Source organism: Actinotalea sp. C106, from assembly GCF_023630195.1.
GTDB lineage: Bacteria > Actinomycetota > Actinomycetes > Actinomycetales > Cellulomonadaceae > Actinotalea.
Map to the genome: position 1 here is coordinate 1 of NZ_JALPKN010000076.1, position 12,378 is coordinate 12,378.

The following is a 12,378-nucleotide window of genomic DNA, read 5'->3' on the forward strand; positions in this document are numbered from 1 at the left end:
GCCCGGCTCGCGGCGGCGCTCGGCGTCGGTGGCGTAGAGCACCCGCAGCTCGCGCTCGGCGGGGTCGGGCTGGAGGCGGTAGCCCGCCGGCACCGGTGATCCTGACGAGGTGAGCAGCACGTCGAGGGCGGGGGGGTCCGTCGGCATCCGCTGACGCTACCGGGCCGCGCGGCGTTCTAGGCTGTCCCGGTGCACCAGCCCGGCAGACTCGTCGACCACCGGCCGCAGGTCCCCGCGGACCAGCTGCTCGCGGGGTTCGTGCCACCGCGCCACTTCGCCGGTGCGACGTTCGACAGCTACGTGCCCGACCCCGCGCACCCGAGCCAGGCAGCAGCCCGGGAGCGGCTGGCGGAGGCTGCCGCTCAGGTCGGCGCGGGCCGGGACCGTCGACGGTCGTGGTGGCGCCGTGCGGTCGCCGCACCGGTCGCGGTCTACCTCGACGGCGGCTTCGGCGTGGGCAAGACCCACCTCCTGGCCGCGCTGGCCCACGCGGTGGGCACCGAGCGCACCGCCTACGGGACGTTCGTCGAGTACACGCACCTGGTCGGTGCGCTCGGCTTCGCGACCACGGTCGAGCAGCTCTCCCGGCGTCGTCTGGTGTGCATCGACGAGTTCGAGCTCGACGACCCGGGCGACACGGTGCTGATGTCCCGGCTGCTCCGCGAGCTCGCGGACGCGGGGGTCGCCCTGGTGGCGACGTCCAACACCCTGCCGGAGTCCCTCGGCGAGGGGCGCTTCGCCGCCGAGGACTTCCTGCGGGAGATCCAGGCCCTCGCCGCCCGGTTCGAGGTGCTGCGCATCGACGGCCCCGACTACCGGCACCGCGGCGCACCGGGGCCCGAGGAGGGCCTGCCGGACGAGACGGTGCGCGCGGCCTGCGCGGACCGCGCGACCGCGACCTGCGACAGCTTCGCCGACGTCCTCGAGCACCTTCAGCACGTGCACCCGAGCCGCTACGGGGCCCTCCTCGAGGGTGTCGGCGCGGTGGGGCTGACCGAGGTGCGGCCCGTCACGGACCAGGCCGAGGCCCTGCGGCTGGTGGTCCTGGTCGACCGGCTCTACGACCTCGACGTCCCGGTGCTCCTGGGTGGTTGCGGCACCAGGGGCCTGTTCAGCGAGAGCATGCTGGCCGGGGGCTACCGCAAGAAGTACCTGCGATCCCTGTCCCGGCTCGGGGCCCTGGCCGATGTCGGCCGTTCTCACGCGGCCGAGCCCGGCCAGGCCCACGCACGCGACCTCGAGGACCGAGGCGTCGCGGAGGCCGGGGAGACGACGCCCTAGACCTCGGAGGCCTCGAGCCGCGCGAGCTCTGCCTCGACGTCGACCGCAGTCACGGGCCAGTCGAGCTCGAGGCCCTCGAGGGCCCTGCCGACGAGCTCGGCGACGGCCAGTCGGCTGAACCACTTGCGGTCCGCCGGGACGACGTGCCAGGGCGCGTGCTCGGTCGAGGTGCGGTCCAGCGCGTCCTGGTAGGCCTGCTGGTAGTCGGGCCACCGCTCCCGGGCGTCGATGTCCCCCGGGACGTACTTCCAGTGCTTGTGCGGCCGTTCCAGGCGCCGGCGCAGGCGGTGGGCCTGCTCCTCGGGAGAGATCGCGAGGAGGACCTTGACGATCGTGGTGCCGCTCTCGACGACCTCACGCTCGAAGGCGTTGATCTCCTCGAACCGCGGCTCCCAGGTCGTGGCAGGGACGAGCCCCTCGACCCGGACCACCAGGACGTCCTCGTAGTGCGACCGGTCGAAGACCCCGAGGGTCCCCGGCTCGGGCAGTGCCTGGCGGATCCGCCACAGGTAGTGCTGGGCGGCCTCCTCGGGGGTCGGGACCCCGAAGGCTGTCAGCGCCACGCCCTGAGGGTCGACCATGCCGAGCACCGTCCGCACGACGCCGCCCTTGCCCGCGGTGTCCATGCCCTGGAGCACCAGCAGGACCGAGCGGTCACCTCCGGTCCGGCCGTGGGCGTAGAGCTTCTCCTGGAGGTCGGCGAGCTCGTGGCCTCGGGTGGCCATCGCATCCCGACCGGCCCGCTTCTTCCCGCGCCAACCGGGGGTCGACCGCGTGTCGAGGTCGGCGAGGTCGAAGCCGGGAGCGACGCGCAAGGCCTCGGCAGCCGGCTTGTGCCAGCCCATCAGGGGGTCTCGGTCGTGCGGGTCAGATTCGGTCCGAGGATCGCGACGCCACGGGCCCCGAGCCGCAGGACGCCGTCCTGCCCGTGCTCAGCGGGGCCCCAGCGCAGCAGCACCGTCTCGGCATCCCCGCCCGGGATCTCGGCCGGGATGTCGGCGAGGTTCAGGACGGTGCGCACGGCGCCCCGCCGCACCACGAGCCACGACCCGTCCGGCGCGTGGTCCACGGCGACCGCGGCGAGGTCGCCCGAGGCGAGGTCGGGCTGGGCCCTGCGCAGCGCGATGAGGTCCCGGTACCAGTCCAGCAGGCGGCGGTGGGCCTCCTGCTCGGGCTCGGACCAGTCCAGGCGGCTCACGGTGACCGTCGACAGGGCCTGCGGGTCCGGGACCTCGACGTCCCCGCCGTACAGCTCGGCCCAGCCGTGCCCGCCGAACTCCTCGCGGCGGCCGCGGCGGATCCCCTCGACGAGCTCGGGCTCGGCGTGGTCGGTGAAGTACTGCCACGGGGTCCGGGCACCCCACTCCTCGCCCATGAAGAGCATGGGGGTGAAGGGCGAGGTCAGCACCAGGGCTGCCGAGGCGGCGAGCGCGCCGTCGTCGAGCCGGGCGGAAGGACGGTCGCCCAGGGCGCGGTTCCCGACCTGGTCGTGGTCCTGCCCGAAGACGACGAAGCGGTGCCCGTCGGTCCTGGGAGGCACCGGCTGCCCCCAGTCGCGCCCGCGGAAGGTCGAGTACCCGCCGTCGTGCACGAAGGCCGAGGTCAAGGCCTTGGCGAGGACCTCGGGGCTGCCGAAGTCGACGTAGTAGCCGTGCCGCTCCCCGGTGAGGAAAGCATGCACCGCGTGGTGGACGTCGTCGGCCCACTGCGCCGTCATGCCCTGGCCGCCCTGAGCGGTGGGCGTGACCATGGCGACGTCGTTGAGGTCGGACTCCGCGATCAGGGACAGCGGACGGCCGACGGCGGTGGCCAGCTCGGCGACGGCGTCGGCCATCTCGGCCAGGACGTGGCGCGGCGAGTCGTCGACCAGGGCGTGGACCGCGTCCAGGCGGAGGGCGTCGAGGTGGAACTCGCGCAGCCACCGGGTCGCGTTGTCGATCAGGTAGGCGCGCACCTCGGCCGCGTCGGGGCCGTCGAGGTTGACGGCCCACCCCCACGGGGTCTCGTGCCGGTCGGTGAAGTACGGGCCGTAGACGCTCAGGTAGTTGCCGGAGGGGCCGAGGTGGTTGTGCACCACGTCCAGGCACACGGCGAGGCCGCGGGCGTGGGCGGCGTCCACGAAGCGCTGCAGGGCGGCGGGGCCTCCGTAGGGCTCGTGGACGGCGTAGATCGCCACGCCGTCGTAGCCCCAGCCGTGCACCCCGGGGAAGGCGGCGACGGGCATGAGCTCGACCATGTCGATCCCGAGGTCGACCAGGTGGTCCAGGCGCGCGACAGCGGCGTCCAGGGTTCCCTCCGGGGTGAAGGTGCCCACGTGCAGCTCGTAGATCACCGCACCGCGCGCGTCGCACCCGGCCCAGGCGCCGTCCGCCCAGTCGTAGCGCTCGGGGTCGAAGACCCGGCTGGGCCCGTGCACCCCGTGGGGCTGCCACGCGCTGCGCGGGTCGGGACGCGGCTCCCCGCGGTCGACGGCGAAGGCGTAGTCGGCGCCGTGCGGCAGGGACTGCTCGGCGATCCACCACCCCCCGGTCTCCTGGGCCATGGCGTGGCGGTCGGTCGGGCCGTCGGGCCCCCCGGTCACCAGCTCGACGGCCTGCGCCGCGGGGGCCCAGACGCGGGGGCGGGTCGTCATCGGTGGTCCTCCTCGACGAGCAGGGCGACGGGCAGGTCGGCGAGGACATCGGCCAGACGCGCGCTGCCCTCCTCGAAGGTGCTCCCGGTCAGGACGTCGCGCCAGCGGCCCGCGGGGAGGGTCACGGTGTGCTCTCCCCAGCCCCCGAGCCGGTCGAGGGACAGGGCCAGGCGGGTCGCGACGCACAGGACGCGTGGCTCGCCGTCCTCGCTGCGGGCGAACGCCAGGGCGTGGCCCGAGGAGGCCGGGAGGGGCTGGTAGCCGGCGCCGAGACCGGTGAAGGCCCCGGCGTGGTCCCGACGCGCCCGCAGGGCGCGGGAGGTGACGATCATCTTCTCGTCCTCGAGCCCGCGCGGGCCCTCGGTCTCGAGCCGCTCGAGGGAGCGGCCCAGGGTCGCGTAGTCCACGGGGCGCCGGTTGTCGGGGTCGACGAGGGCGATCGCGGGCACCTCGGTGCCCTGGTAGACGTCCGCGACCCCGGGCAGGCAGAGCTGGACGAGCTTGGTGCCCAGCGTGGCCGCCCGGACGCCCACGGCGGTCCGCCGCTGCCACCCGGTGAAGGCCTCACGCACGGCGGGGGAGGCGTGGGTGGCCGCTGCCCAGCCCAGCACCGCCTGCTCGTACCCCTCGTTCTGCGCCGTCCAGGAGGTGTGCGACTTCGCCTCGCGCACCGCCTTGGTCAGGTACTCGGTCAGGCGGTCGAGGGCCAGCGGCTCCTCGCCCTGCCAGGTGCCGGCGAGGGTCTGCCACCAGATGTTCTCGGTGCGTCCGTCCAGGACCGACGGGCGCAGGTCGGCGGTCGCCGTGCGCAGCCGGTCGACCAGCTCGGCCCACTCGACCGGCAGCTCGGACAGCACGCCGAGGCGGGCGCGGACGTCCTCGCTGCGCTTGGTGTCGTGGGTCGACAGACCTGTCATCGCCACGGGGGCGTGGTGCTGGGCACGACCGGCCCAGGCGTGGAGCTCCTCGGGGCTGATCGCGAAGCGCTCGGGCGCCCCGCCGACCTCGCACAGGCTGATCAGGTGGCTCCACCGGTAGAAGGCGGTGTCCTCGACGCCCTTGGCCATCACCGCGCCGCAGGTCTGCTGGAACCGGACGACGAGCTCGTCCCGGCGGGCCTCGCGGGTCCGCCCCGCCGACCCGATCTCCTTGCCCAGCAGCATCTCGGCGAGCAGCTCGAGGGTCTCGAGCCGGTCGTCGGCCAGGCGCCCGCGCGCGTGGGCCACGCACTCGGCGAAAGCCGCCTGCGAGTCAGGGTGCGCGGTCTCGCCCGGCACGACGTAGTACCGGTAGCGGTCGGCGGCGACGAGCAGCTCGAGCAGGCAGTCGTGCAGCGACCGCCAGGTGTGGTCCCGCAGCCGGACGTCGTCGCGGCAGATGTCCGCGGCGAGGTCGGCCAGACGGTGCACCTCGGCGTAGAGCGGCCCGCCCACGATCTCGCGCTTGGCCTCCTCCACGAGGGCGGGCAGGGCGTCGGTCGTGTCGCCCGTCAGACGGTGCATGAGGGCGCCGAGCTCGGCGCCCCCGCCCGGGTCGACGAAGGTCGAGTGCACGCGCCACATGGCCTCGTAGCCGGTGCTCCCGGCGGTCGTCCAGTCCTCGGGGAGGTCCTCGGCCGGGGCCAGGATCTTCTCGACGACGACCCAGGCGTCGTCGGTGGCCTCGGCGAGACGATCGAGATAGCCCTGCGGGTCCGCGAGGCCGTCGGGGTGGTCGATCCGCAGCCCGTCGATCACGCCGGTCCGGAGCAGGTCGGTGACCAGGGCGTGGGTCGCGTCGAAGACCTCGGGGTTCTCGACGCGGACCGCGGCCAGGGTCCCGACGTCGAAGAACCGCCGGTAGTTGAGCTCCTCGTTGGCGACCTTCCAGTACGCGAGCCGGTAGTGCTGGCGGTCCACGAGGTCGGCCAGGGGCAGCTGCTCGGTCCCGGCGCGGACGGGGAAGACGTGGTCGTAGTAGCGCAGCACCGGCTGGGGGCCCTGGTCCTCCTGCCCCGGGACGACCGCCTCGTCGACCGTGAGCTCGTCCGAGCCGAGCACAGCCCCGATCCGGCTGCCGAGCACCGGCATGAGGAGGGCGCCGTCCCCCGCGGACCAGTCGACGTCGAACCACGCGGCGTAGGGGGACTCCGGCCCGTGGGCCAGGACCGACCACAGGGCACGGTTGTGCCACACCGGGGTGGGCACGGCCATGTGGTTGGGCACGATGTCCAGGATCAGGCCGAGCCCTGCCTCGTGGCTGGCCGTGGCGAGGCGCTCGAGGGCCGGCCGACCACCCAGCACGGGGGAGATCTCGTCGTGCGCCACCACGTCGTAGCCGTGGGTCGAGCCCGGGGCCGCGGTCAGGACGGGGGAGAGGTACAGGTGGCTGACCCCGAGGCGGGCCAGGTACCCCACCTGGGCCACCGCGTCGTCCAGGGTGAACTCGGCGTTGAGCTGGAGCCGGTAGGTCGAGACCGGGACGGGGCGGCCCTCGGGTGGCCGACGTCGTGACGGGCCCTGGCGCTCGCTCGGCTGCTGCTCCTCGACGGCGGGGGAGGTGACCACGCTCAGACGTCCTCAACCGCACGCGTGAGCACGAGGGTGCTGCGTCCGGTGATCTCGATGGTGCTCGCGGCCTCGACCTGGTCGCCGATGTCGAGGGTGTGGTCGGTGTCGAGCACGCAGGTCCATGCCGAGCCGAACTCAGCCGGGGGCAGGGCGAAGGTGACCGGGTCGGCGTCGGCGTTGTACATGACCAGGAAGCTGTCGTCGATCACCGGCTCGCCCCGTACGTCCGGCTCGGCGATGGCCTCGCCGTTGAGGAAGACCATGACGGCCCGGGCATGGCCCTCGCGCCAGTCGGCGTCGGTCATGTGCTCGCCGGTCGTGGTGAACCACGCGATGTCGCCCAGCTCGGACTCGCCGCCGTGGTCCGCGCTGCCGAAGAAGAAGCGCCGTCGTCGCAGCACCGGGTGGTCGCGTCGCAGGTGGACCAGGGCACGGGTGAAGTCGAGGTGCGCGGCCTCCTCCTCGTCCAGGTCCCAGTCGACCCAGGTCACCTCGTTGTCTTGGCAGTACCCGTTGTTGTTGCCGCCCTGGGAGCGCCCGAGCTCGTCCCCGTGGGCGATCATCGGCACGCCCTGGGAGAGCAGGAGGGTGGTCAGGAAGTTGCGGACCTGGCGGCGGCGCAGGGCGTTGATCTCGGGGTCGTCCGTGAGGCCCTCGGCCCCGCAGTTCCAGGACCGGTTGTGGCTCTCGCCGTCCCGCCCGTCCTCGCCGTTGTCCTCGTTGTGCTTCTCGTTGTAGGAGACGAGGTCGGTCAGGGTGAAGCCGTCGTGGGCCGTGACGAAGTTGATCGAGGCGATCGGCTTGCGGCCGCTGTGCTCGTACAGGTCCGAGGAGCCCGAGAGGCGGCTCGCGAACTCACCGAGGGTCGACGGCTCGCCGCGCCAGAAGTCGCGCACGGTGTCGCGGTAGCGACCGTTCCACTCGCTCCACAGCGGGGGGAACCCGCCGACCTGGTACCCGCCGTCACCGACGTCCCACGGCTCGGCGATGAGCTTGACCTGGCTGATGACCGGGTCCTGCTGGACGAGGTCGAAGAAGGCCGAGAGTCGGTCGACCTCGTGGAACTGCCGGGCCAGGGTCGAGGCGAGGTCGAAGCGGAAGCCGTCGACGTGCATCTCGTTGACCCAGTACCGCAGCGAGTCCATCAGCAGCTGCAGGACGTGGGGGTTGCGCATCAGGAGCGAGTTCCCGGTGCCGGTCGTGTCGTAGTAGTGCGCCTGGTCCTCGTCGACCAGGCGGTAGTACGCGGCGTTGTCGATCCCGCGGAAGCACAGGGTGGGGCCCAGGTGGTTGCCCTCGGCGGTGTGGTTGTAGACGACGTCGAGGATGACCTCGATGTTCGCCTCGTGCATCGCCTTGACCATCTGCTTGAACTCCTGGACCTGCTGGCCCGGGTAGTCCGAGGAGGCGAAGCCGTTGTGCGGGGCGAAGAACCCGATCGTGTTGTAGCCCCAGTAGTTGGACAGGCCCTTCTCCTGAAGGGTCGGGTCGTTGACGAACTGGTGCACGGGCATGAGCTCGATCGCGGTGATGCCCAGGTCCACGAGGTGGTCGATGATCGCCGGGTGCGCGAGGCCCGCGTACGTGCCGCGGAGCTCGTCCGGGACGCTGGGGTGCAGCTGAGTCAGGCCCTTGACGTGGGCCTCGTAGATGACGCTCTCGTGGTACTCACGGTTCGGCGGGCGGTCGTGGCCCCAGTCGAAGTACGGGTTGATGACGACGGAGGTCATGGTGTGCCCCGACGAGTCGTCCTCGTTGAGGGAGTCGGGGTCGCCGAAGTCGTAGGAGAACAGCGCCTGGTGGCCGTCGATCTGACCGTCGATGGCCTTGGCGTAGGGGTCGAGCAGGAGCTTGGCGGGGTTGCACCGGTGCCCGTTCGACGGGTCGAAGGGCCCGTGCACGCGGTACCCGTAGCGCTGCCCCGGCTGGACGCTCGGGAGGTAGGCGTGCCAGACGAAGGCGTCCACCTCGGGCAGGTCGATGCGCTGCTCGGTGCCGTCCTCCGAGATCAGGCACAGCTCGACGCGCTCGGCGACCTCGGAGAAGAGGGTGAAGTTGGTCCCGGTGCCGTCGAAGGTGGCACCGAGCGGGTAGGGCTTGCCTGGCCAGATCTGCATGGGCCAAGAGTGCCAGGACGCAGCGGATCCTGCGCACCGGTGCCGTCCTCCCGGTCTGTGGGGAAGGTCACCGGGTCACCGCGGGGCGGCGCCCCGGCCGTGCCCCGGGGATGCGTGCGGACAGCCATGGTGCGAGCGTGGACGCATGGACACCACCACGAACGACGGCCCGGCCTACGACCCTGCTCAGGACCCGGACGCGGACCCGGAGAACCTCACGCCGCGGTCTGGCGCGGCAGCCTCGGGGGAGCCCACCGACGGCGACCCCGACGCAGACCCGGACATGCTCAACCCCCCGGCCCCCCAGGGGTAGGACGCCCGGCCCGACCGTGGGTGGCCTTGTCGCTGCGACGCGCTCACCCGGCGGTCACCGGGCCAGACGCTCGACCACCCCGGCGTACACCCCGGGCGCGGCACGCGCCACGGGGACGACCGCGCTGCGGGCGGGGGACCGCGCCCAGGCGACCAGCCCCGTGGTGAGCAGACGGTAGTCACGTGTCTCACGGCGCCAGGCCCGCTCGTACCCTTCGGGGTCGTCGAGGGTGGCCACGGCGACGCGGGCCTGGGCGAGCCCGACGCGCAGACCCTCGCCGGTCAGCGCGTCGACGTACCCGGAGGCGTCACCGACGAGGCGGACCCTCCCCAGCGCGCGTCGGCTCGTGCGCTGGAGCAGGGGCCCCGCCCCCTTGAGCTCCGAGGCCGGCCCGTGGTCTGCGAGGCGCTCGGCCAGCTCGGGAGCAGACGCCACGGCCTCCTCGATGGTGGACCCCCGGGGGCCCAGGACGGCGACGCCGACGGTGCTGTCGTCGACCGGGGTCACGTAGAGCTCGCTCCTGGGCCCCCAGTGCACCTCGACCAGGTCTGACCAGGGCGCTACGGCGACGTGGCGGCGCAGGCCGTAACGGCGGCCCGCACGCCGGGGCGTGACCTCCCACCCCAGGCTCCGGCGCACGGTCGAGTGCAGGCCGTCGCAGCCCAGCAGCCACCGGGCGCTCACCCCGGCCGCGCTGACGTGGTCCGTGCCCAGCTCGATCGCACCCGCGCGCGACGAGACGTGCACGGCTCCGAGCTCGTGCGCCCGGGCGAGCAGAGCCGCGTGGAGCACGGTGCGACGGACCCCGCGCCCGGCGTCGGTGGCGAACCGGTGGTCGACGTGCCTGGCTCCGGCGCGATAGCTGATCCCGGCGATGACGTGGCCGGGAGGGTCGACGCCGAGGCGCTGCAGGGCCGCCAGCGTCCCCGGCATCAGCCCTTCGCCGCAGGCCTTGTCGATGGTCCCGCTCCGCGGCTCCACGACCGCCACGGACAGACCCGCCAGGCGCGCCTCGATCGCCGCGGCGAGACCGACCGGCCCGCCCCCCACCACCAGGACGTCGACGTCTGCCGCGGTCACGGGAGCCTCGTCGACCGTCGGGGAGTGCGCTCGGTGGTCCGGGCTCGCCGGCGAGCAGGCCGTGCGCTCACCGCTCGCCAGCGAGCTCCAGGGCCCGCTCCTCGGCGGGCACGCGGAAGCCCAGCAGCAGGACGGCGTTGAGCACCGTGAAGACGACGGCGGTGACCCACGCGGTGTGGACCAGGGGCAGGGCGATCCCCTCGGCGACCACGGCGACGTAGTTGGGGTGCCGGAACCAGCGGTAGGGGCCCCCGGTCACCAGGGGCAGTCCCGGGACGACGATCACGCGGGTGTTCCACCGCGGGCCGAGGGTCGTGATGCACCACCACCGCAGGCCCTGGCTCGCGACCACCACCGCGACGGCGGTCCATCCCAGCGCGGGCAGGAAGGGCCGGTCCGCGACGACGACCTCGACGACGCAGGCGAGGAGCAGCGCCGTGTGCAGCGCGACCATCGCGGGGAAGTGCCCGCGGCCCGACTCGACACCGCCGCGAGCGAAGGACCATCGCGCGTTGCGTGCCGAGACCACGAGCTCGGCCAGGCGTTCGAGGGCGGTCGCGCCGACGACGACCCCGAGCAGCCACATCACGAGGCCTCACCGGGCCAGCGCAGGAGCACCATCTCGACCCCGACCCCCGGGCCGAACGCGAGGACGACCCCCGGGGTGCCTGGCGGGGGTGCGTCCCGCAGGGTCGAGGCCAGCACGTGGAGCACCGAGGCGGACGACAGGTTGCCGACGGCGGCGAGCACCTCGCGGCTCACCCGCAGCACGGACTCGTCCAGGTCGAGGGAGTCCCGCACGGCGTCGAGCACCCGGGGGCCTCCCGCGTGCACCACCCAGGCCCCGACGTCGCGGACCTTGAGGTCGTGCCGGTCGAGCATCGCCGTGACGTCCTCGGCGAGGTTCTTCTCGATGACCTTCGGCAGGCCCGCCGAGAGCACGATCCGGAAGCCCGAGTCACCCACGTCCCAGCCGAGCTGGTCGGTGGTGCCCGGGTAGAGGCGGCTGCGGGAGTCCAGGACCGCGGTGCGCTGCTCCGTCGCTGCCGGGTGCGCGTCACCCACCATGACGACGGCGGCAGCACCGTCCCCGAACAGCCCGCTCGAGACGAGGTTCGCCGTCGAGGGGTCCCCCTGCTGGAGCGTGAGCGAGCAGAGCTCGACCGAGACCAGCAGGGCGACCTGGTCGGGGTGGCCGGTGAGGTGGTCGGCCACCCGTGCCAGGCCGGCCGCCCCGCCCGCGCAGCCCAGACCGAAGGACGGCATGCGGGTGAGGTCCGGACGCAGGCCGATCCGCTCGACGAGCAGGGCGTCCAGGGAGGGGGCGGACACCCCCGTGACCGAGGTGAACAGGAGGTAGTCGACCTCCTCGGGCTGCAGGCCGGCCGCGCTCAGCGCGTCGAGGCACGCGTGGGCGGCGAGCTCGGTGCCCAGCCGGACGAAGTGGTCGTTGGCCGCGCGAAACGTCGTGAGGCCCGGGTACTGCTCGAGGGGCAGCGCGAGGTGCCGGCTGGCGACCCCGCTCGCGGCGTGGAACCGGTCCAGGGCCGTGCGGCGACCGGGGCTCGTCCCGGGCGGGACGAGCAGCGGACCGATGACCTCGGTGATCTGCTCCTGCGGGTAGACGTTCGCGGGCAGTGCGGGGGCCACTGCGACGAGGCGCGACATGTCCGCATCGTGCCATGTCGGCGGGGATCTGGCGCGGGCGCTAGCGTCACGGGACGGGCCGCCCCGGCCCGACACCGAGCAGAGGAGAGGACGTGCCCGCACGTCAACGTGCGCGCGGTCTGGTGCTGGCCAGCCACGCCGGTCCGACCGCCGTCGTGACCTGCCTCGCCGGGGCGCTCCTCCTGGCGCTGGACGCCGCGCCGGGCACGGTCGTGACGGCGACCGCCGCGGTCCTCGTCGGGCAGCTCTCGATCGGCTGGTCCAACGACGCCGTGGACGCGGAACGAGACCTGGCCGTGGCCCGACGGGACAAGCCGGTGGTCCGTGGCTCGGTCACCCCGGGCCAGCTGCGGGCCGCGGCGATCTCGGCCCTGCTGGTGTGCGTCGCGCTGTCCCTGGCGACCGGGACGCGGGCCGGGGGGGTGCACGTCCTCGCGGTCGCCGGTGGCTGGGCCTACAACCTCGGGCTCAAGGCCACGGCCTGGTCCTGGGTGCCGTACGTCGTGTCCTTCGGGCTGCTGCCCGCCTTTCTCGTGCTGACGTTGCCCGGGGCGGCGGCGCCGCAGCCGTGGGTGCTCGGCGTGGGTGGGTTCCTCGGGCTCGGTGCCCACCTCGCCAACGTCCTGCCCGACCTGCAGGACGATGCCGCGACGGGCGTGCGCGGGCTGCCGCACCGCCTGGGGCGCCGTGCGACGAGCGTGCTCGCACCGGCGGCGCTCCTCGCGGCGGCGGCGCTGG

The 12,378-nt window shown here is 73.5% G+C and carries 10 protein-coding genes; 3 read left to right on the forward strand and 7 right to left on the reverse strand.

Features of this window, described 5'->3' with window-relative positions:
- Positions 1 to 189 precede the first annotated feature (189 nt).
- On the forward strand, positions 190 to 1,281 hold the full coding sequence (zapE, locus tag L0B03_RS07280) for a cell division protein ZapE (protein WP_250445138.1): 1,092 nt from the start codon (positions 190 to 192) through the stop codon (positions 1,279 to 1,281).
- Here zapE and L0B03_RS07285 read toward each other — a convergent pair.
- From L0B03_RS07285 to glgX, 4 genes are read right to left on the reverse strand one after another with little or no spacing between them, the layout of a single operon-like run.
- Positions 1,278 to 2,126 (reverse strand): PPK2 family polyphosphate kinase, encoded by an 849-nt coding sequence (locus tag L0B03_RS07285; RefSeq protein WP_250445139.1) that lies wholly within the window; start codon positions 2,124 to 2,126, stop codon positions 1,278 to 1,280. The genes zapE and L0B03_RS07285 overlap by 4 nt on opposite strands.
- On the reverse strand, positions 2,126 to 3,913 hold the full coding sequence (gene treZ, locus L0B03_RS07290) for a malto-oligosyltrehalose trehalohydrolase (RefSeq protein ID WP_250445140.1): 1,788 nt from the start codon (positions 3,911 to 3,913) through the stop codon (positions 2,126 to 2,128). Before treZ ends, L0B03_RS07285 begins: the two co-directional genes overlap by 1 nt.
- Positions 3,910 to 6,459: a malto-oligosyltrehalose synthase gene (gene treY, locus L0B03_RS07295; RefSeq protein WP_250445141.1), complete on the reverse strand. Its 2,550-nt coding sequence runs from the start codon at positions 6,457 to 6,459 to the stop codon at positions 3,910 to 3,912. The genes treZ and treY overlap by 4 nt, the downstream gene beginning before the upstream one ends.
- A gap of 2 nt (positions 6,460 to 6,461) precedes the next feature.
- Positions 6,462 to 8,579 carry a glycogen debranching protein GlgX gene (gene glgX / locus L0B03_RS07300; protein ID WP_250445142.1) on the reverse strand — a complete coding sequence of 706 codons (2,118 nt, stop codon included), beginning with the start codon at positions 8,577 to 8,579 and terminating at the stop codon, positions 6,462 to 6,464.
- Positions 8,580 to 8,724: 145 nt separating this feature from the next.
- Between glgX and L0B03_RS07305 the strand changes: the two genes are divergently transcribed.
- Entirely contained in the window at positions 8,725 to 8,892 is a 168-nt protein-coding gene (locus tag L0B03_RS07305) for a hypothetical protein (protein WP_250445143.1), read from the forward strand.
- A 54-nt stretch (positions 8,893 to 8,946) separates the two neighbouring features.
- Here the strand turns inward: L0B03_RS07305 and L0B03_RS07310 are convergent, their stop codons facing one another.
- From L0B03_RS07310 to L0B03_RS07320, 3 genes are all read right to left on the reverse strand, one after another.
- The gene (locus L0B03_RS07310; RefSeq protein WP_250445144.1) at positions 8,947 to 9,972 is read right to left on the reverse strand and encodes an FAD-dependent monooxygenase; all 1,026 of its coding nucleotides are present in this window, start codon (positions 9,970 to 9,972) and stop codon (positions 8,947 to 8,949) included.
- A gap of 67 nt (positions 9,973 to 10,039) precedes the next feature.
- Entirely contained in the window at positions 10,040 to 10,558 is a 519-nt protein-coding gene (locus tag L0B03_RS07315) for an isoprenylcysteine carboxyl methyltransferase family protein (RefSeq protein WP_250445145.1), read from the reverse strand.
- Entirely contained in the window at positions 10,558 to 11,640 is a 1,083-nt protein-coding gene (locus L0B03_RS07320; protein ID WP_250445146.1) for a type III polyketide synthase, read from the reverse strand. Before L0B03_RS07320 ends, L0B03_RS07315 begins: the two co-directional genes overlap by 1 nt.
- A gap of 92 nt (positions 11,641 to 11,732) precedes the next feature.
- Between L0B03_RS07320 and L0B03_RS07325 the strand changes: the two genes are divergently transcribed.
- Positions 11,733 to 12,378, forward strand: a 646-nt coding sequence (locus tag L0B03_RS07325) for a UbiA family prenyltransferase (RefSeq protein ID WP_250445147.1), incomplete at its 3' end; no start/stop codon positions are given.